Origin of the sequence: Allobosea spartocytisi, assembly GCF_014764685.1 — a bacterium.
Taxonomy (GTDB): Bacteria; Pseudomonadota; Alphaproteobacteria; order Rhizobiales; family Beijerinckiaceae; genus Allobosea; species Allobosea spartocytisi.
Genome location: NZ_JACXWY010000004.1, coordinates 123,850 through 143,263, shown reverse-complemented (window position 1 = coordinate 143,263; position 19,414 = coordinate 123,850). Strand labels below are relative to the sequence as shown.

Genomic DNA, 19,414 nt, shown 5'->3' with positions numbered 1-19,414 from the left:
GCTCGCAACGAGGTTCAAATACCGAGCGGAAGCGCGGACGCGCCGGCACCCTTGGACGGGGCCGGCGTCAGCCGCGCTTTCGGATCTTACGGGACGGAAAGAATGGAAAAGGTTCCCATGACTGCGGGCGGCTTCGCCGCTTTGGAGGTGGAGTTGAAGCACCGCCAGCAGGTCGAGCGTCAGCGCATCATCGCGGCGATCTCCGAGGCCCGTGCGCTCGGCGACCTCTCCGAGAACGCCGAATATCACGCGGCGAAGGAAGCGCAGTCGTTGAACGAAGGCCGCATCATGGAGCTGGAGTCGCTGATCGGCCGCGCCGACATCATCGACGTCTCCAAGCTCGGCGGCGACACGGTCAAGTTCGGCGCCACGGTCAAGCTGATCGACGACGACACCGAGGAAGAGAAGAGCTACCAGATCGTCGGCGAGCCCGAATCCGACGTGAAGTCGGGCAAGGTCTCGGTCGGCTCGCCGATCGCGCGCGCGCTGATCGGCAAGAAGGTCGGCGATTCCGTGCAGGTCAATACGCCCGGCGGCGGCAAGTCCTACGAGATCGTCGGAGTCGCCTTCCGCTAACCACGGCAACAGGGCGCCGATGGCAATCGGCGCCCGAGCTCCTACATTATCTCCGAAGGCCTTCGGAGACGACGCCATGACGACACGCCGCCACTTCCTCGCATTGTCGCTTGCGGGGGCATCGCTCGCCCTGCTCCCGTCCGGCCTCTCGCCTGCTCTCGCACAGGCCGCGCCCATCGGCTCGATCCGCGTCGAGTTCGCGCGAACGGTCACGGATGCCTGGGGCGACAATGTCAGGCTGGTCAGCGCCGAGCTTCAGCGAACGCTGGCTGAGATCCTCGGACCGGAATTCCGTCAGGGAGCCGGCAACCGCCTCGTCGTGACGGTCCGCAGCCTCTGGCTGGCGAGCTATGCCGGCGGCGGTGGCGGCGGCAAGCCGGCCGATGGCGGCGCCAGCAACGACTATCTTGAGAGCACCGTCACGCTCTACGACAGCCGCGGCCGCGCGCTCAACAGCTGGCCGATCATGTCGACGGAACTCTCGGGTGGCGCGGGCGCCTGGTATCTGCCGGATGTCGACCAGCGCCGGCTGAAGGCGCTGGCGCGCAACAACGCCTACTGGATCAAGCGCTACGTCGCGGGCTGAGCGCCGCTCAGCCGAAAGGCACGATCGGCTCGTCCTTGACCCGGTCGAGGGCGAGCGCGGTGCGCACATTGCGGACGTTCGGCAGCGCCGTCAGATCCCCGACGAAATCCTGAAACGCCTTCAGGTCGGGCGCCACGCATTTCAGCACGAAGTCGATGTCGCCGGAGAGCGTCCAGCATTCGCGCACCGGCGCCCAGTCACGGATGCGGCTCTGGAAGGCGACGAGATCGGCTTCCGCCTGGCTCGCCAGATGCACGAAGGCGAAGCAGACCACCTCATAGCCCAGCTTCCGCTCGTCGAGATCGGCATGGTAGCCACGGATCAACCCGGCCTCCTCCAGCGCCCTGACGCGCCTGAGGCAAGGGGGCGGCGAGATGCCGACGCGGCTTGCCAACTCGACATTGGTCATGCGCCCATCGGCCTGAAGCTCGCGCAGGATACGCAGGTCGATATCGTCGAGTTTCGCCGGCAATGAATGTCCTCTGAGGCAGGTGGCGCTGGTGTAGACGGCGTCGGCAGGCGATACAAGGCGCATGCCGCAGACGCCCGCCCCCTTGCATCAGAAAACTGCCCCGACGATCTGGGTCCTGACCGACGGCAAAGCCGGTGATGAGCTGCAATGCCTCGGTGTGGCCGAGCGGCTCGGCATCGTGCCGGAGATCCGCCGGGTGGCGCCGCGAAAGCCCTTCGCCTGGCTGATGCCGCGCGGCCCCATCGACCCGCGCGAGGGACCGGAGCGGCCGCAAAGCCCGATCCGCCCGCCCTTCCCCGACATCGCCATCGCGTCCGGCCGGCGTGCCGTCGCCTATCTCAGGGCGGTGAGGAAGGCCTCGAATGGCCGGACCTTCACCGTCTTCCTCAAGGACCCGCGCACCGGCACCGGTACGGCCGATCTGATCTGGGTCGCGGAGCATGACCGGCTGCGCGGCGGCAATGTCCTGGTCACCACCACCTCCCCTCATCGCCTGACGCCCGAGCGCCTCGCCGCCGCCCGCGCAGCGCCGCCGGCGCCGATCGCCGCCCTGCCCGCGCCGCGTGTCGCCGTGCTCGTCGGCGGCGACAGCCGGCATCATCGTTTCACCCCGGCGGATAGCGAGCGCCTCGCCCGACAGCTCGACGCCCTGGCCGCCTCCGGCGCGAGCCTGATGGGCTCGCCCTCGCGCCGGACCTCGCCCGCGCTTTCCGCCGGGGTGGCAGCGGTCTTCGCCCGGCATGGCGGCTGGTGGTGGGATGGCAGCGGCGAGAACCCCTACATCGCCCTGCTTGCCAATGCCGACGCCATCGTGGTCACCGCGGACTCGACCAACATGATCGGCGAGGCGACGGCGACCGGCGTGCCGGTTCTCGTCTTCGAGCCTCAGGGCGGCCATGCCAAGATCGCCGCCCTGATCGCATCGCTGACGCGCCAGGGCGTTGTGCATGCTTTCCGTGGACAGCTTGATGGCGAACGCTACCAGCCGATAGACTCCACGCCGATCATAGCCGATGCGATACGCGAAGGCTGGCTGCGCCACAGGGCGGCGCTCGGGCTCACGGGCCCCTGAAGCAGCGACCCTTGTTTCGGCGCCACGCCGCCGTATCTGACGGAGTCGAGCGCGGCCCGGCCGCGGAGAAGGAAACGAGACGATGGCCCACACCCACGCCCGCGTCATGATCGTCGGCTCCGGCCCCGCCGGCTACACGGCGGCGATCTACGCCGCCCGCGCCATGCTGGAACCGGTGCTGATCTCTGGCCTCCAGGCCGGCGGCCAGCTCATGATCACCACGGATGTCGAGAATTATCCGGGCTTCGCCGACGTCATCCAGGGCCCCTGGCTGATGGAGCAGATGCGCGCCCAGGCCGAGCACATGGGCACGAAGATGGTCTCCGACCATATCGGCAGGGTCGACCTGTCGCAGCGCCCCTTCCGGCTCTGGGGCGATGGTGGCGAGACCTATTCCTGCGACGCGCTGATCATCGCCACCGGCGCCCAGGCGAAGTGGCTCGGCCTGCCCTCCGAGCAGAGCTTCCAGGGCTTCGGCGTCTCGGCCTGCGCCACCTGCGACGGCTTCTTCTTCCGCAACAAGGAGGTCGTGGTCGTCGGCGGCGGCAACACCGCGGTCGAGGAGGCGCTCTACCTCGCCAATCTCGCCAGCAAGGTCACGCTGGTCCACCGCCGCGACCACTTGCGCGCCGAGCGCGTGATGCAGGACCGGCTGTTCAAGCACCCGAAGATCGAGGTGATCTGGGACAGCGAGGTCGCCGAGATCTGCGGTGGCACGACCCCGCCCAATGTCACGCATCTGCGCCTGACCAACACCAAGACCGGCGCCGAGAGCGAGCTCAAGACCGACGGCGTCTTCATCGCCATCGGCCACAAGCCGGCGACCGAACTCTTCGTCGGCCAGCTCGCCATGCGCGAGACCGGCTATCTCGAAGTCGAGTCGGGAACGACTCAGACGAATGTTCCGGGCGTCTTCGCGGCCGGCGACGTCACCGACGAGCACTATCGCCAGGCCGTCACCGCCGCCGGCATGGGCTGCATGGCCGCCCTCGACGCCGAGCGCTGGCTGGTGGCGAGCACGCTCGACCAGCGAGAAGCCGCTGAATAAGGGCTTTTCGGGGATTCATCACTGGAATCGATGAATCCCCTCACCAGATTCAGTGCCAAAAAGAACAATCTCTGTCGTCCGGGCATTGACGGACAAGAACTTTATCCCCCACCATGCACAAAATGCATATCGGGGGAAGCGCGGTGGATTGGGACCGCATTAGAATTTTTTATACCGTCGCAGAGTCAGGCAGTTTCACAAAAGCTGGCGATGTTCTGGGGTTGAGTCAATCCGCCGTGAGCCGGCAGATCGGCGCGCTTGAGCGTGAGCTGCGGGCGCCGCTGTTTCATCGGCATACGCGCGGCCTGATCCTGACCGAGCAGGGCGAATTGCTCTGGCGCGCCGCGCGCGAGATGACGCAGCGGCTGGAGCGCACGCGCTCGCAATTGTCGGAGACCCGCGAGCATCCCTCGGGAGAGCTCAAGGTCACGGCGACGCGCGGCCTCGGTGGGCACTGGCTGACGCCGCGCCTGGCCGAATTCCTCGACCTCTATCCGGACATCAAGGTCGACCTCATCCTGACCGATGAGGAGCTCGACCTCTCGATGCGCGAGGCCGACATCGCCATCCGCCTGCGCCAGCCGCAGCAGCCGGACCTGATCCAGCGCAAGCTCTTCACCGTGCACTATCACGTCTATGCCTCGCCGGCTTACGTGAAGCGCTTCGGCGAGCCGAAGAGCTACGAGGATCTCGACAACCACCGGATCGTCTCCTTCGGCGGCACCTCGCCATCCTATCTCACGGCCGTGCACTGGCTCGGCACGATCGGCCGCGACCAGCGCAACCCGCGCCCGATCCATCTCGTCGTCAACAACATCACGGCGATGAAGCGCGCCGTCGATTCCGGCGCAGGCATCGCCGTGCTGCCGGACTACCTGATCGAGACGGGCTCGCCGCTCGTGCAACTGATGCGCGAGACCGAGATGCCGCAGCTCGAGAGCTATCTGGTCTATCCGGAAGAGATGAAGTCGGTCGCCCGCGTCCAGGTCTTCCGCGATTTCCTGATCCAGAAGGCGCAACGCTGGACCTACTGACGGCCCAGCGGATCGCCGGCGCACCCTCCGGGTACGTCGGCGGCTCGCGTCCCGCCCCGGCGCGGACTTCTCCTGAAAGTGGATCGCGATTGCGCATCCCGGCCGCAGGCATCTGCCCGGCCACCTGCTGATCTTGCACGAACGACCGCACCGTCCCGGACCTGACCCGGGCCCGCGCCGGAGCGCTTGCAGGGGCACTTCAGACCCGGGCTCCGGCACTGCGTTCGCCCAGGCCGAAACGGCCCATATCTCCATGAAAACGCAGGCCGCTGTCGCCTTGCCGCCTGCTCGATTCGTAGGCAGCCAGTCGGCTGAGCAACCAACTGAAATCCTGCAAATGTATGACGGCAGCCCAGAAACTGTGCACGCCATACGGGCAGAAGCTAGCAACCTTCATCCTGGATGATAGATCGTCGGAATTTCAATCTGCAATGAGTGCATATTTCTCAATCATTTAGGCACAAATTGGTCGCATCTGAGAGCGAGATATGCAGCTTGCGCATGGCGGCTCCAAGCTATGCTGCATTGCAAAACGGCAGGTCCTGCACAATATTGAGTACACGGTTGTTCGGAACGGGCTCCGCAATCTCCTCCCGGCGTTGAGTTCGTTTCAGCCGTTCCCCTCTGAGATGTTTGGCGTTTGAGCCAGATGTTTCAAACTTTCAAGGCCGGCTCCCCTCGGGGACGCCGGCCCTTTTTTTGCGCCGCGCCCAGTTGCGGCGCTCCGCTCCCGACAGATCGAGCCGACAAAAAAGGCACCGCCGAAGCGGTGCCTTCCGGAGAGCGCATCCAGATCCCTGCCGCTCAGGCGGCGAGCTTGCCGACGATCTTGGCGAAGCCGTCGAGGAAGCCCAGCAGGAAGCTGCGCGTGCCTTCATTGGTGATCTCGTGGTTCGCGTCGATCAGGTCTTCCTTGAAGGTGATGAAGACCTGCCCGCCGGCCACCACGCCGGCGAGATTGGTCATGATCATGCGCAGCTCGTTCTGGGCCACCGCCGTGCCGACGGCGCCGCCGCTGGCCCCGGTCACCGCGACCGGCTTGCCCGCCCAGGAATTCTTGCCATAGGGGCGCGAAGCCCAGTCGATCGCGTTCTTGAGCGCGGCCGGGATCGAGCGATTATGCTCGGGCGTGACGATCAGAATGGCATCGGCCGCCTCGATCTCGCGCTTCAGGCGCAGCGTCGGCTCGGGGCGATCAGCTTCGAGATCCTGGTTGAACAGAGGAAGATCGTCGATCCGTACGAAGGAAGGCTCGAAGACATCGGCTCCGAGCTTCGCCAGAGCCTCCGCCAGCTTGCGGTTGATCGATTCGCGGCGGGTGCTGCCGACGACGATGGCGAGCTTCAACTTGGCCATGGCATTCCTCGTTGTTGGGGAAACTGCCGTGACAGTAGAAGGCTCCGCGAGCCCGGCGCAAGACGATGCGCTGCAAGCGCATCATTGCAGCGTTTCAATCGCCAAGGTCCGGCGGTGGTCAGGAACGCGGCGGCCGGGCTGCGAGCGGCAACGCCTCGAACAGGCCAGGCTCGGCGCTGGTCTGCGCCTTCTCGATGGTCAGGATGCGAAGCTTGGTCTCGACGCCGCCATCGGCCGAGAAGCCGCCGGTCTTGCCGCCGGCCGCCAGCACGCGGTGGCAGGGCACGATGATCGGCCAAGGGTTCTGGCCGAGCGCGACGCCCACCGCCCGCGCCGCGCCGGGCTCGCCGATGCGCTGCGCCACCTCGCCATAGGTCAACGTCTCGCCATGCGGGATCGACAGCGCGACTTCATAGACCCTGCGGTTGAAGTCCGGCGTCCGCTCGATCGCGAGCGGCAGATGCGAGAGATCGCGCTTTTCGCCCTCGAACAAGGCGCGGATGCCGGCCACAGTGTCCGCGACGAAGCCTTGCGCCTCGGCCTCCTCGGCTTCCGGGAAGCGCCGCTCCAGACGCTTGCGCGCCGCCGCCTCGTCCCGCTCGGGCAGTTGCGCGCCGATGAAGCGCTCGCCTTCCCAAACCAGGGCACAGATGCCGATCGCCGTTTCGAAGAGAAGGAAATGCTGGGTGGCCATGTTCGTGCTCCCGGCGCCATTGCGTGGACCGGATGGGTCTAGCACGCGGCATAGCGCTGAGGGCACCCGAAAGCTGGCAGCAGGTCGGGCCTCACATGAAGAGGGCTTCGCCCTCCAGCCCCTTGTAGAGCCCGGCGACCTGCTCGCCATAGCCGTTATAGATCAGCGTCGGCCGGCGATCACGCGAGCCCAGCACCTGCTCGCTCGCCTGGCTCCAGCGCGGATGCGGCACGGCCGGGTTCACATTGGCCCAGAACCCGTATTCGCTGGCCTGCAGCGCCTCCCAGAAAGTCTTCGGCCGCTCCGCGACGAAGCTGATCTTGCGGATCGATTTCACCGATTTGAAGCCGTATTTCCACGGCGTGATCAGCCGCAGCGGCGCGCCGTGCTGCGTCGGCAGCGGCTTGCCATAGATGCCGGTGACGAGCAGCGGCAGATCATTCGCCGCCTCGGCGATGGTCAGCCCCTCGACATAGGGCCAGGGATACCAGCGCTGGTTCTGCCCCGGCGCGACGCGCGGGTTCAGGAAGGTCTCGAAGCGGATGTATTTCGCACCGGAGAGCGGCTTGGCGAGATTGACGAAGGATTTGAGCGGAATGCCGGTCCAGGGCACGGCCATCGCCCAGGCCTCGACGCAGCGGAAGCGATAGAGCCGCTCCTCCAGCGGCAGCTTGCGGACGAGGTCATCGAAGCCGATCTCGAAGGGCTTCTCGACCATGCCGTCGACCTGGATGCTCCAGGGCCGCGTCGCCAGCCGCTGCGAGGCGTCGACGATGTCCTTCGACATGCCGAATTCGTAGAAATTATTGTAGTTCGCCGCGTCCTCCGCCTTGGTCAGCGGGACGTCGATCTTGAAGGCCTCGTTGCGCTTGGCGGGGTAGAGGTCGAGCGTCGGATCGGGTGTCTGGGCCGCGGCCAGACGCGGCAGGGCCGCACCGGTGATCAGCCCGGCTCCCGCAGCCATGAGTTGGCGGCGATTGAGGAAGGCGCCTTCCGGCGTCGCTTCGCTCTCCGGCAATTCCCAGCCGGCGCGGCGCTTGATCAGCATGACGGACATACTCCGCGTTCGTTGCGGCGAGTTAGGCCACGAAAGCGATGTCACGGCAATTCACGAGGGAGAGAGGGAGGTCTTCCTTCTCCCCTCGGGGAGAAGGTGGCAGCGCGCAGCGCTGACGGATGAGGGCAGGAACCTCGCCGAAACGAAAAAGGGCCGCTATGCGGCCCTTCCCTCGTCCGTCGGCCTCGCAGACACCTTCCCCCCAAGGGGAGAAGGATAACGATCAGCCCCGCGCTTCCAGCGCCTTGATGATGGCGGCGCCCATCTCGCTGGTCGAGACGGCGTTGGCGCCATCAGCGGCGATGTCCTGGGTGCGGGTGCCTGAGCCGAGCACGTCGGCGATCGCGCCTTCGAGCCGGTCCGCCGCCTCGCCGGCGCCGAAGGAGTAGCGCAGCGCCATGGCGAAGGAACCGATCATCGCGATCGGGTTGGCCAGGCCCTTGCCGGCAATGTCCGGCGCCGAGCCATGGACGGGCTCGTAGAGCGCCTTGCGCTTGCCGGTGACCGGATCTTCCGCGCCGAGCGAGGCCGAGGGCAGCATGCCGAGCGAGCCGGTCAGCATCGCCGCGACGTCGGAGAGGATATCGCCGAACAGATTGTCGCAGACGATCACGTCGTACTGCTTCGGCCGGCGCACGAGCTGCATGGCGCAGTTGTCGGCGAGCACATGCTCGAGCTCGACATCCTTGTACTCGGCGGCGTGCAGCGCGGTCACCGTCTGCTTCCAGAGCACGCCGGTCTTCATGACGTTGTGCTTCTCGGCCGAGGAGACCTTGTTGCGGCGGGTGCGCGCCAGCTCGAAGGCGACCCGGCAGATGCGCTCGATTTCGGGCGTGGTGTAAACCTGCGTGTCGACGCCGCGCTTGGAGCCATCCTCCAGCGTGACGATCTCCTTCGGCTCGCCGAAATAGACGCCGCCGGTGAGCTCGCGCACGATCAGGATGTCGAGGCCTTCGACGACCTCGGGCTTCAGCGACGACGCGGAGGCCAGCGCCGGATAGCAGATCGCCGGACGCAAGTTTGCGAACAGGCCGAGATCCTTGCGCAGGCGCAGCAGGCCGGCTTCCGGGCGGTGCTGATAGGGCACATCCGCCCATTTCGGCCCGCCGACGGCACCGAACAGCACGGCGTCGGCGTCTTGCGCCAGCTTCATGTCGCCTTCGGAGATCGCCTGCTTGTGCGCATCATAGGCGGCCCCGCCGACGAGCCCCTTCTCGATCTCGAAGGAGCCGAGCCCCTGCTTGCCGAACCAGGAGACGATCTGCTCGACCTGGCCCATCACCTCGGGGCCGATGCCGTCGCCGGGGAGCAGCAGGAGCTTGTGGGTCGCCATGGTCGTCGCCTCGCGCTTGGTCGTGAACCGAACCGGTTTCCGGTCTCGCGGCGGTGATTACGGGCGGAACCGTGACGACGCAAGCGGCAGGCGCGCGAAGCCGGCGCATGGCAGACCATGCGCCGGCGCCGAGAGCGGTGCTCAGACCTTCTTCTCCATGTTCCAGAAGAACTGCACCGGCGAGAGCACCATGCCGCTCAGATTCTTGCGGAACGCCATGGGCTGCTGGACGAGGCCGCAGGGGACATAGGGAACGGCCTCGAAGCCGCGTTCCTCGATCCTGGCCGCGATCTCCTTCTGCTTGGCCTCTTCCGGCGTTGCGATCCACGCGTCGCGGAGCCCCTCCATCGGCGCGTCGTCGGGCCAGCCGAACCAGGCCGCGCCGCCATTGGTCCGCGTCAGCGGATGCAGCGCCGGGTTGAGCGTATCCGCACAGGACCAGAGCGTATGGAACACCGACCAGCCGCCCTGCTCGGGCAGGCCGCGATTGGCGCGCCGGCCGATGAAGCTCGCCCAGTCGGTCGCGACGAGTTCCGCGTTGATGCCGAGCTTCTTGAGCAGATCCTCGGTGACCATGCATTGCTGATAGGCGATCGGCTGGTCGGCCGGGGCGAGCAGGATGACCTTCTCCCCCTTGTAGCCGGCCTCCTTGAGCATGGCCTTCGCCTTCTCGAGATTGCCCGGCATGGCGGCCTGCCCACCCGCCCCGCTCGACATCGGCGAGCCGGGCGTGAAGAAGGTCTTGGCCTCCTTGTAGTAGGCCTTGTCGCCGACGACGGCCTCCATGTAGTCGGTCTGATTGACGGCGGCCATCACGGCCCGGCGGATCGCCGGATTGTTGAAGGGCGGCTGCAACTGGTTGAAGCGCATCAGCAGGAACAGGCCGAGCGGCACGTTCTCGATAACGACGTCCTTGTTGCCCTTCAGCATCGGGATGAGATCGACCGGCGGCTGCTCGTACCAGTCCAGCTCTCCCTGCATCAGCGCGCCGGCCGCGGCGGCCGCTTCGGTCAGCGCCAGCCACTCGATGCGGTCGATCTTGGCGATCTTGCCGCCGGCGGCCCAGGACGGCGCCTCCTCGCGCGGCTTGTATTGCGCGAAGCGCTCATAGATCGCGTTCTGGCCGGGCACCCATTGCTTGTCCATGAAGCGCCACGGGCCGGAGCCGATCGCCTCCGTGATGTTCTTCATGTGGTCGGTCTGCGCGATGCGTTCCGGCATGATGAAGGGCACGTTCGACGAGAGCTTGCCCAGCGCGGACGTCATCATCGGGAAGGGCTTCTTCAGCCGAATCCGGAAGCTGCGCCGGTCGACGACATCGTAGCCTTCGACGAAGGTGGCGAAGGTCTGGCCGAAGGCATCACGCTTCGACCAGCGGGCGATCGACGCGATGCAGTCCTCAGCGCGGACCGGCTCGCCGTCATGGAAGGAGAGCCCGTCGCGGAGGCGGAAAGTCCAGCTCAGCCCGTCGGTCGCCGTCTCCCAGGCTTCGACCATCTGCGGCTTGATCTGGAAATTCGCGTCGGTCGCGAACAGCGTGTCGTAGATCAGATAGCCGTGGTTGCGGATGACGTAGCTGGTGGCCGTGATCGGATCGAGCGAGGGCAGCGGCGTCGAGGGGTTGAAGCGCAGCGTCGCTGCCGCTCCCTGCGAGAAGGCCCGGTTACCCAGGAAGGCTGTCGCGGCAAGCGCACCAGCACCTTTGAGAACAGTGCGACGACGGATCGACATGGCATATCTCCCTCTGCTTAAGGCACGCGCCTTGATGCACGCTGACCTGCAAGAGATATACCAAAAGTCGACAGAGTGTCGACAACTCCGATCAGCCCCCCGTAGCCCGCGCGGTCACCTCGATCTCGACCTTCATCTCCGCCTTGAGCAGCCCGGCCACGACATAGATGCCGGCGGCGGGCCTGATCTCGCGGAAGAATTCGCCGCAGACCGCCAGCACCGGCTCGCAATAGCTGCGGTCGGTGACGAAGTACTGCGCCCGCACGGCCTGCGTCAGCGACGACCCCGCCTCCTCCAGCACGGCGCCGATCGTGCGGAAGATGTTGCGCGCCTGCTCGGCCGGATCGTCCGGCATCGTCATGGTGGCGTAGTCGTAGCCGGTCGTGCCGGAGACGAAGACGAGATCGCCATCGACCACGGCGCGCGAATAGCCGAAATTGCGCTCGAAGGGCGAGCCGGTGGAAATCAGGCGGCGTGTCATGCTGTCTCCGGAAGCTTGGATGCGGCGGAAACGCTTCTCTGAAGCGCTCCCGCGGCGCCACCCGTTTTCTGCAACCTTCAGACCCGCCCGCCCTTCAGCGCGCGCAGAACCTTTTCGCCCGGCCGCCCCGTCTGGGGCATGCCCAGCTTGCCCTCGATCTCCTTGATCGCCGTGCGCGTCAGCGAGCCCACGGCACCATCGGGCTCGCCGACATTGTAGCCGCGCGAGATCAGCAGGCGCTGGAGCTCGCGCCGCTGCTCGCGCGACAGCGGCAGGTCGTCGGTCGGCCACTGCCCCTGCACGCCCGGCTTGCCGCGCAGCCGATCGGAGAGGAGCGAGATCGCCAAGGCGTATGAATCCGCACCATTGTAGCTGTAGGCGGCATCGTAATTCTTGAAGACGAGGAAGGCCGGGCCGTTGCGGCCGGCCGGCATCAGGAGCCCGGCATTGCCGGCGCCATTCAAAGGCGAACCGTCGAACTTGACGATGCCGCGCGCCGCCCAGGTCGAGACCGGATGCTTCGGATTGCGCCCGCTCGGCCCGGAATAGCCATCCGGCACGCGCACCTCGTAACCCCAGCTCGCACCCGTCACCCAGCCGGCCTTGGCCATGAAGTTTGCGGTGGAGTGCAGCGCGTCGGGAATGGAATCGACGAGGTCTCGCTTGCCGTCGCCGTCGCCATCGACGGCGAGCCTGAGATAGGTCGAGGGAATGAACTGGGTGTGCCCGAAGGCTCCGGCCCAGGAGCCGAAGAGCCGATCCGGCCGAACATCGCCGCGCTGGATGATCTGTAGCGTCGCGATCAGCTCGCCCTTGAAGAAGGCGTTGCGGCGCGGTGCAAGGCAGGCGCCGGTCGCCAGCGACTGCACCAGCGGCCACTTGCCCCGAGCCTTGCCGAAATCGCTTTCGACGCCCCAGACAGCAGCGATGGTGTGGCGATCGACACCGAACCGCTGTTCGGCCGCCGCGAAGACGGAGGCATACTGGCGCAGCATGTTGCGCCCTTCCGCCACCTTCTCGTCATCGACCAGCGTGCCGAGATAGTCCCAGATCGGAGTCTTGAACTCCGGCTGGTTGTTCATCGCCTCGATGACCTTCATGTCCGGCTCGACGCCGGCCATGGCACGGTCGAAGGTCGCGCCCGAGACGCCCTTGGCCGCCGCGTCGGCGCGCAGGCCGGACAGGCAGGACTGAAAGCCCGCCTGAGCGCAGGCGGCAGAGGCGAAGAGGACGAGGGGCAGGGCCAGTCTGATTGCGCGCATGGGTCTCCGCCGATTCGAATGCATTCGCCGCGAAGCTAGGCGAGCGTGGTTAACGGAGGTTAACCAGCGAGAATGGCGGTGCGAAGGAAAAACGCGGCTATCGGAACGCGAACACCGGCAGGACGCTTCATCGTCCAGGCCGAGGGCTGACCAGCCCCGGTTGCAGCGCAACACAGCTACGCGCCAACAGCGCTTGGCCTTTCGCGCGGCGCAGTGGATATGGCTCGCCGCGACCGCCCCCGATTCGTAAGGACTGCCCCGTGAGGACCCTGCTGATTGCCGCCTGCCTCGTTGCCGGCACCCTGCCCGCTCTGGCCGGCCCGACCTGCAGCCCGAGCGATTCCAGGGCCCAGATCCTCGCCTCCGCCTCGATCGGCGCCATCCACCCCGCCTGGCACGGCAGGAAGGTCGGCTATGGCTGGTCGCTGCAGGTCAAGCGCGAGGATCATGACGACGCCGGCATGACCTACTATGTCGGCGACCTCTACGACACCGCCGGCAAGCTGGCGACGCGCAACGTCTACGCCCTCGACAGCGAGTGGGATTGCGGCCCCTGAGCGGATTGCGGCTCGGCGTCTATTTCGACGGCCGCACCCGCAGGATCTGCCCGTCCGTCTCGTCGGTGAGGAGATAAAGGAAGCCATCCGGCCCCTGCCGGACATCGCGGATGCGCGCGCCGATATCGGTGAGGAGGCGCTCCTCACCCGTCACCTTCTCACCCTGCGTGGACAGCCTGACCAGCATGCTGCCGGCCAGCGCCCCGACGAAGAGCGAATTCCTCCAGGCCGGCCAGACCGGCCCCGTATAGAAGGCGGCACCTGAAGGCGCGATCGACGGGTCCCAGTAGAACAGCGGCTGCTCCATACCGGGCTTCGCCGTCCCCTCGCCGATCTTGGCGCCCGAGTAGTCGACGCCATAGGTGATGACCGGCCAGCCATAGTTCAGCCCGGCCTTCGGCGTGTTGATCTCGTCGCCGCCGCGCGCGCCGTGCTCGGCCGTCCAGAGCTGGCCGGTATCGGGATGCAATGCCGCGCCCTGCACGTTCCGATGGCCGATCGACCAGACCTCCGGAGCCCAGCCCGGCTTCTTCGGATTATCCGCCGGCGCGCTGCCGTCGGGGCGGATGCGGATGATCTTGCCGAGATGGTTGGCCGGATTCTGCGCCTGGTCGCGCTGCGTATAGCGCTCACCGACCGTCACGAAGAGCGCGCCGGTCCGGTCGAAGACCAGCCGCGAGCCGAAATGCAGGTTGGAGCTGACCGTCGGCATCTGCCGGAAGACCACCTCGACGCCGGTCAGCGCGGTGCCCTGCTCATTCAGCCTGCCGCGGGCGACGCTGGTGCCGTTGCCGCCCGGTCGCGGCTCGGCATAGGAGAGGTAGACCAACCGGTTCTCAGCGAAGCCCGGATCGAGCGCCACATCGAGCAGGCCGCCCTGCCCGCGCGCCATCACGCTCGGGATGCCGGAGAGGGGCCGCGACAGCTCGCCCTTGGCATCGACGATCCTGAGCCGGCCCGGCCGCTCCGTCACCAGCATGCGTCCGTCCGGCAGGAAGGCGAGACCCCACGGGTGCTCCAGCCCACCTGCAACGGTTTCGACCGCAAGCTCGCCGGCGCTCGAGGGAAAGCGCTTCTGTGCGCTCGCGGGAGCGATCACGCCGGCAAGCGCAAGCCCCGCCCCCAGTCCCAAAGCCATCCCGAGCCGCCGCATAGCTTCCCTCCGCTCATCGCTTCGCCTGAGATAGAGGGCAACGCAGCGATCCGCCAAGGCGTTGCGGCAAGCTCACGACGACGTGAGGGACCGGCCGGCGAGCGGCGGGCGGAGCCTATTCCGCCTTCACGCCGGCCTCAGTGATGATCTGCTTCCAGCTGGCGATTTCCTGGAGGAGCCGGGGCCTGAACGCCTCCGGATCACGCACATTGAGCGTGAAGCCGAGCTTGACGATGGCGTCGCGCGTCGCCGGCTTGTTGAGCGAGGCGATGATCGCCTTGGAGAGCACGTCGAGCTCCGACTGGGGCGTCTTCGCCGGCGCGAAGAAGGCGGCCCAGGAATCGGCGTCGGCATTGCTCACGCCCTGCTCGCGCAGCGTCGGAATGGCCTTCGCCTGCGGGTTGCGCTCGGGGCTCGCGATGGCGAGCGCACGCAGGGTGCCGGCATTGATCTGTTCGAGCACGCTCGGCAGCGTCGAATTGGCGATGTCGATGCGCCCGCCGACGATCTCCTGCACCAGCGGCGCCGCGCCGCGAAAGGGCACATGCGTCATCTTGATGCCGGTGCGCTGCATGAACAGCTCCATCGCCAGATGCGAGCCGGAGCCGACGCCGGTCGAGCCGTAATTGAGCTTGCCCGGCTCGGCCTTCGCCAGTGCGATCAGTTCCTGGATGTTCTTGGCAGGCAGATCGTTGCGGACGACGAAGGCGTGCTCGAAGGCGCCGACGCCCGCGAGCGGCGCGAAATCCTTCACCGCGTCGTAGCCGGGGTCCTTCAGCAGGAACATGTTGTTGCCATGCGTCTGGTTGTTGCCGAAGACGATGGTGTAGCCATCCGCTGGCGCATGGGCGACGGCACGGGTGCCAACCGCGCCGGAGGCGCCGGCCCGGTTGTCGACCACGACATTGTGGCCGAAGGCGACGGAGAGGTCCTGCGCGACGAAGCGCGCGATCGCATCGGTCGGGCCGCCCGCCGGATAGGGCACGATGATGGTGACGACCTTGCTCGGGAAGCTCTCGGCCCGGACGACGGACGGAGCGAGAACGGCGCCGGCCATCAGGCCGAGAGTGGAGCGGCGGGTCAGCAGCATGGATATCCTCCCGGAAGCCCGCCTGAATGGCGGTGCTGATTGGCCGGGAGATTTAGGGGCAAAGGCCGCATGCGTCCAGCAGCACGGATGTCATGGCTGCCCGGCGCCAAATCCGGCCCGCTTCAGCCGCTGGATGGCGAGGTCGAGCGCCTGCAGGAAGGCGGAACGGTCCTTTTGCGAGAAGGGCTTCGGCCCGCCACCCGCCACGCCCATGGCGCGCAGATCCTCCATCATGTCGCGCGTCGCCAGCGCCATGCCGATCGAGGCCTCGGTGAACGGCTTGCCGGTCGGCCCGATGACCTCGGCGCCGGCCTTGAGGCAGCGATCGGCGAGCGGAATATCAGCGGTGATCACGATCGCCCCGCGTGAGACGCGTTCCGCGATCCAGTCATCGGCAGCATCGAAATTGCCGGGAACGGTGACGCGCTCGATCCAAGGCTCGCGCGGCACATTGAGGAAGCTGTTGGCGACGACGAAGACGTGCAGGCCATGGCGGCCGGCAACGCGATAGACCTCGTCCTTCACCGGACAGGCATCGGCATCAACATAAACGGCGATCGGTCCGGCAGGGCTCGTCATGAGCCGGGCTTCGCATACCCGACCTGCAAGGGCAAACGGCTCACAATTCATGACGCTTCTGCAAAACATCAAGCAGTTGCGCTTGCGATCATCGCCACCGAGTCCTAAACCACGCGCGCGCCCTGCCGGGCGCTCATCCTCCCGCTCCTCCGGAGATCAGTCCCATGGCCTTTCTTGCCGAAGCCCTGAAGCGCGTGAAGCCGTCTGCGACCATCACGATCACGCAGAAGGCCCGCGATCTGAAAGCCCAGGGCAAGGACGTGATCTCGCTCTCCGTGGGCGAGCCCGATTTCGACACGCCGGACAATATCAAGGAGGCGGCCATCGCCGCGATCCGCCGCGGCGAGACCAAGTACACTCCCGTCGCCGGCATTCCGCAGCTGCGCGAGGCCGTCGCCCGCAAGTTCAAGCGCGAGAACGGCCTCGACTACAAGCCGAGCCAGACCATCGTCGGCACCGGCGGCAAGCATGTCATCTACAATGCCCTGCTCGCCACGCTGAACCCGGGCGACGAGGTCATCTGCGTCTCGCCCTATTGGGTGACCTACCCCGAGATCGTCGCGCTCTGCGGCGGCACCGCGACCTTCGCCCAGACCTATCTGAAGGACAATTTCAAGCTCCAGCCGGAAGCCCTGGAGAAGGCCATCACCCCGAAGACCAAATGGGTGATCCTGAATTCGCCTTCGAACCCCTCGGGCGCCGCCTACACCCATGACGAGCTGAAGAAGCTCACCGACGTGCTGATGCGCCATCCCCATGTCTGGATCCTGACGGACGACATGTACGAGCACCTCGTCTATGGCGACTTCAAATTCGTCACCCCGGCGCAGATCGAGCCAGCACTCTACGAGCGCACGCTCACCATGAACGGCGTCTCCAAGGCCTATGCGATGACCGGCTGGCGCATCGGCTATGCGGCCGGCCCGCAGCACCTGATCAACGCCATGGACATGGTCCAGGGCCAGCAGACCTCGGGCACCTCGGCGATCTCGCAATGGGCTGCCGTCGAGGCTCTCGACGGCACGCAGGACCATCTGCCGGTGTTCAAGAAGGCTTTCGAGCGTCGCCGCGACCTCGTCGTCTCCATGCTGAACCAGACCCGCGGCCTGAAGTGCCCGATGCCGGAAGGCGCCTTCTACGTCTATCCCGACTGCTCGGAGCTGATCGGCAAGACCATGCCGAACGGCAAGAAGGTCGAGACGGACGAGGACCTCGTGCTGGGCCTGCTCGAGACGGAAGCCGTCGCGGCCGTGCACGGCTCCTCCTTCGGGCTGGGCCCCAACTTCCGCATCTCCTACGCGACGTCGGACGAGAAGCTGGAAGAGGCCTGCCGCCGCATCCAGCGTTTCTGCGCCGAGCTGCGCTGAGCCGCGCGCTCACGGCCCCGGTGTCGCGCTCCTGATCTCGGTGGTCAGGCGTTCGACCCAGGCCAGATAATCCCGCGAGCCGGAGCGGCGAAACGCTTCCCCGGCCCGCTCCAGCAGCTTGAGCGCCTCAGCGCGACACAGCCTCGCTGTCTTCTCCAGATCGGCGCGCCGCCCTTCTTCTCCATCCCCGAGCTGCCTCGCGAGCGCATCGGCGCTACGCGCCTTGGCATCGAGGCTTTTCGCCAGCCGGTAGCGCCCATAATCGGCATCGAGCTTCTCCTGGCCTTCCTCGAAGGCGGCGATCGAGTCCTCCTGGTCGCGCAGGGCCGCGTCGTGCAGTGCCAGATCGTTTTCCGCGAGCGCCATTCGACTGCGAGCCGCTCCCAGATTCGACTTCGCGCGCGCCCAGGATTGTCGGAAGCGAGAGCGGTCGAAGAGCGGCAGGCTCTTCTCGTAGAAGGCAATGCCGCGCTCGAAATCCTTCTTGCTGTTGCTGATCGCACCGCGATCGAAATAGGCCGCTCCGACGTTCTGCCAGAGCCTGCCGGAATCGAAGGACGGTGCCTTGGCTTCCGCCTGGGCGAGTTCCGCCTCATAGGCGGCGATCGCCTGGTCGATCAGCGGCAATCGCTCGCCCGCCGGTGCGAAAGCCGAGGCATAGCTGAAGGCGTTGCCGATATCGTTCGCCAGCGAAAAGCGCTCATCCGGATCGATATCGTTCCCCTGTTCCCGGAGCACCTCGCGCAATCGCTCGGCGGCCAGGCGCAGCCGCACCGTGTCGTTGAACCATCGCCCGGCATTGACGAGGCTGCGGCCGGACTGACGCAGATTGGAGAGGCGGCATTGCCGTTCGCCATCGGGACAGAAGGCTGCGGTAACCAGCCAGAGCTCGGACGCGATATCGTGCAGCCGCCCGTCATCGGACTGGTCGGCGAGATCCTCATAGACATGGACCGGTGGCACCGGCCGCGTCTCGAAGGCATCGCTGCGCAACGCCAGCAGGACGAAACCGTTGGCGTCGCGCACCAGCCGCTCACGCTCGGCAAGCGGTCGCTTCTCCGCCTGGCGCAAGATGCTGGCAGCCTCCAGCATTGCGGCATCGCCGCGTGACTGGGCATCGTCCTCATCCTGTTCGGCCTTGCCGCCGCAGGCCACGCGGCGCCAGTCGTCGGGCGTCGTACCATCTTGCGGCCGGCAGAGAATGTTCTCGGCCGTTGCGCCGTAGCGCAGCAGGGCATCGAGCTGCACCATGCGCTCGCGCCCACCGACACGGATGCGCAACGGGCCGGGTTGCTCTAGATTCTGCGTTCCAGCCGGCAACGCTTCGGCGCTGCGAAACGGTCGGCGTGCCAGTTGGGAAACCAGCAGCGCCACCGCCGCCGCGGTCACCACCAGCAAGAAAGCCCGCATGCCCTACCCCGTATCGATCACGCCGCACCACGCTGGCCTCAAGACCACGGCCCGGTCAACGTCACGAAAGGGAAGGTGTCTCGCTGCGCTGCTGCCGGCCCTGGCTCTCTGGGCGGCAATGGCTGGCGGGGCTGCCGCGCAGGGAGCGGGCTCGCCGGCACCGGGCTCCATCACGGTCCAGGAAGCGCATGGAGAGCAATCCGGTGGGCGCCTCCTCCTCGTCGACATCCGGTCTCCGGGCGAGTGGAGCGATACCGGCCTGCCGCAGGGCGCGATCCCGCTCGATGTCGACGCCACAGCCTTCGAGGTCAGGCTGGCGGGGCTGCGTCTCGACCACCCGGCCAAGCGCATCGCCCTGATCGACCGCACCGGCGCACAGGCGGTCGCCACGGCGCAGAAGCTCGGCGGCCGAGGCTGGCGCGATCTCGTGGCAGTGCGGGGAGGCATGCTCGGGCCGGGCGGCTGGCTGGCGGAGAAGCTGCCGGTGACGGAGTATCGTTAGCGTCCTTCTCCCCTCGGGGGAGAAGGTGCCGGCAGGCGGATGAGGACCGTTAGC

The 19,414-nt window shown here is 66.6% G+C and carries 20 protein-coding genes; 8 read left to right on the top strand and 12 right to left on the bottom strand.

What is annotated here, in order from left to right; all coding sequences use genetic code 11:
- Positions 1-102: 102 nt before the first annotated feature.
- Positions 103-576: a transcription elongation factor GreA gene (greA, locus tag IED13_RS08220; protein WP_038359065.1), complete on the top strand. Its 474-nt coding sequence runs from the start codon at positions 103-105 to the stop codon at positions 574-576.
- Between the two features lie 76 nt (positions 577-652).
- A complete protein-coding gene (locus tag IED13_RS08215) occupies positions 653-1,162 on the top strand; it encodes a hypothetical protein (protein ID WP_112762695.1) in 510 nt (169 codons plus the stop codon).
- 7 nt (positions 1,163-1,169) lie between these two features.
- On the opposite strand, the gene IED13_RS08210 is transcribed toward IED13_RS08215, so the two are convergent.
- The gene (locus IED13_RS08210) at positions 1,170-1,634 is read right to left on the bottom strand and encodes an Lrp/AsnC family transcriptional regulator (protein WP_038359067.1); all 465 of its coding nucleotides are present in this window, start codon (positions 1,632-1,634) and stop codon (positions 1,170-1,172) included.
- A gap of 61 nt (positions 1,635-1,695) precedes the next feature.
- On the opposite strand from IED13_RS08210, the gene IED13_RS08205 reads away from it, so the two are divergent.
- The 3 genes from IED13_RS08205 (at position 1,696) to IED13_RS08195 (ending at position 4,788) form a co-directional block, all read left to right on the top strand.
- Complete coding sequence (locus IED13_RS08205; RefSeq protein WP_191123886.1) at positions 1,696-2,706, top strand: mitochondrial fission ELM1 family protein; 1,011 nt, start codon at positions 1,696-1,698, stop codon at positions 2,704-2,706.
- Between the two features lie 82 nt (positions 2,707-2,788).
- Entirely contained in the window at positions 2,789-3,754 is a 966-nt protein-coding gene (gene trxB / locus IED13_RS08200) for a thioredoxin-disulfide reductase (protein WP_038359068.1), read from the top strand.
- A 143-nt stretch (positions 3,755-3,897) separates the two neighbouring features.
- Complete coding sequence (locus IED13_RS08195) at positions 3,898-4,788, top strand: LysR family transcriptional regulator (protein ID WP_038359069.1); 891 nt, start codon at positions 3,898-3,900, stop codon at positions 4,786-4,788.
- An 804-nt stretch (positions 4,789-5,592) separates the two neighbouring features.
- Here IED13_RS08195 and IED13_RS08190 read toward each other — a convergent pair.
- The 7 genes from IED13_RS08190 to IED13_RS08160 all read right to left on the bottom strand — a co-directional run bounded on the left by IED13_RS08190 (position 5,593) and on the right by IED13_RS08160 (position 12,702).
- Positions 5,593-6,144 (bottom strand): NADPH-dependent FMN reductase, encoded by a 552-nt coding sequence (locus tag IED13_RS08190; protein ID WP_112762698.1) that lies wholly within the window; start codon positions 6,142-6,144, stop codon positions 5,593-5,595.
- 118 nt (positions 6,145-6,262) lie between these two features.
- Positions 6,263-6,838, bottom strand: a complete 576-nt coding sequence (locus IED13_RS08185; RefSeq protein ID WP_191123885.1) for a methylated-DNA--[protein]-cysteine S-methyltransferase — start codon at positions 6,836-6,838, stop codon at positions 6,263-6,265.
- A gap of 91 nt (positions 6,839-6,929) precedes the next feature.
- Positions 6,930-7,886, bottom strand: coding sequence for a protein-methionine-sulfoxide reductase catalytic subunit MsrP (gene msrP / locus IED13_RS08180; RefSeq protein ID WP_191124028.1), 957 nt, complete (start codon positions 7,884-7,886; stop codon positions 6,930-6,932).
- A gap of 232 nt (positions 7,887-8,118) precedes the next feature.
- Positions 8,119-9,228 carry a 3-isopropylmalate dehydrogenase gene (gene leuB, locus IED13_RS08175; RefSeq protein ID WP_191123884.1) on the bottom strand — a complete coding sequence of 370 codons (1,110 nt, stop codon included), beginning with the start codon at positions 9,226-9,228 and terminating at the stop codon, positions 8,119-8,121.
- Between the two features lie 141 nt (positions 9,229-9,369).
- Positions 9,370-10,959: an ABC transporter substrate-binding protein gene (locus IED13_RS08170; protein WP_112762700.1), complete on the bottom strand. Its 1,590-nt coding sequence runs from the start codon at positions 10,957-10,959 to the stop codon at positions 9,370-9,372.
- Between the two features lie 91 nt (positions 10,960-11,050).
- A complete protein-coding gene (locus tag IED13_RS08165) occupies positions 11,051-11,440 on the bottom strand; it encodes a RidA family protein (RefSeq protein ID WP_191123883.1) in 390 nt (129 codons plus the stop codon).
- Positions 11,441-11,517: 77 nt separating this feature from the next.
- Positions 11,518-12,702 (bottom strand): lytic murein transglycosylase, encoded by a 1,185-nt coding sequence (locus IED13_RS08160; RefSeq protein WP_038359082.1) that lies wholly within the window; start codon positions 12,700-12,702, stop codon positions 11,518-11,520.
- Between the two features lie 260 nt (positions 12,703-12,962).
- Here IED13_RS08160 and IED13_RS08155 point away from each other — a divergent pair, with 260 nt between their 5' ends.
- The gene (locus tag IED13_RS08155; RefSeq protein ID WP_191123882.1) at positions 12,963-13,259 is read left to right on the top strand and encodes a hypothetical protein; all 297 of its coding nucleotides are present in this window, start codon (positions 12,963-12,965) and stop codon (positions 13,257-13,259) included.
- A 19-nt stretch (positions 13,260-13,278) separates the two neighbouring features.
- On the opposite strand, the gene IED13_RS08150 is transcribed toward IED13_RS08155, so the two are convergent.
- From IED13_RS08150 to IED13_RS08140, 3 genes are all read right to left on the bottom strand, one after another.
- The gene (locus tag IED13_RS08150; protein WP_248312496.1) at positions 13,279-14,397 is read right to left on the bottom strand and encodes a PQQ-dependent sugar dehydrogenase; all 1,119 of its coding nucleotides are present in this window, start codon (positions 14,395-14,397) and stop codon (positions 13,279-13,281) included.
- 130 nt (positions 14,398-14,527) lie between these two features.
- Positions 14,528-15,502: a Bug family tripartite tricarboxylate transporter substrate binding protein gene (locus tag IED13_RS08145; protein ID WP_191123880.1), complete on the bottom strand. Its 975-nt coding sequence runs from the start codon at positions 15,500-15,502 to the stop codon at positions 14,528-14,530.
- A 90-nt stretch (positions 15,503-15,592) separates the two neighbouring features.
- A complete protein-coding gene (locus tag IED13_RS08140) occupies positions 15,593-16,081 on the bottom strand; it encodes a YaiI/YqxD family protein (RefSeq protein ID WP_191123879.1) in 489 nt (162 codons plus the stop codon).
- Positions 16,082-16,245: 164 nt separating this feature from the next.
- On the opposite strand from IED13_RS08140, the gene IED13_RS08135 reads away from it, so the two are divergent.
- Positions 16,246-17,448 (top strand): pyridoxal phosphate-dependent aminotransferase, encoded by a 1,203-nt coding sequence (locus IED13_RS08135; protein ID WP_113252567.1) that lies wholly within the window; start codon positions 16,246-16,248, stop codon positions 17,446-17,448.
- A gap of 9 nt (positions 17,449-17,457) precedes the next feature.
- Here the strand turns inward: IED13_RS08135 and IED13_RS08130 are convergent, their stop codons facing one another.
- A complete protein-coding gene (locus IED13_RS08130) occupies positions 17,458-18,858 on the bottom strand; it encodes a hypothetical protein (RefSeq protein ID WP_191123878.1) in 1,401 nt (466 codons plus the stop codon).
- On the opposite strand from IED13_RS08130, the gene IED13_RS08125 reads away from it, so the two are divergent.
- On the top strand, positions 18,857-19,360 hold the full coding sequence (locus IED13_RS08125; protein WP_191123877.1) for a rhodanese-like domain-containing protein: 504 nt from the start codon (positions 18,857-18,859) through the stop codon (positions 19,358-19,360). The genes IED13_RS08130 and IED13_RS08125 overlap by 2 nt on opposite strands.
- Positions 19,361-19,414: the final 54 nt, after the last annotated feature.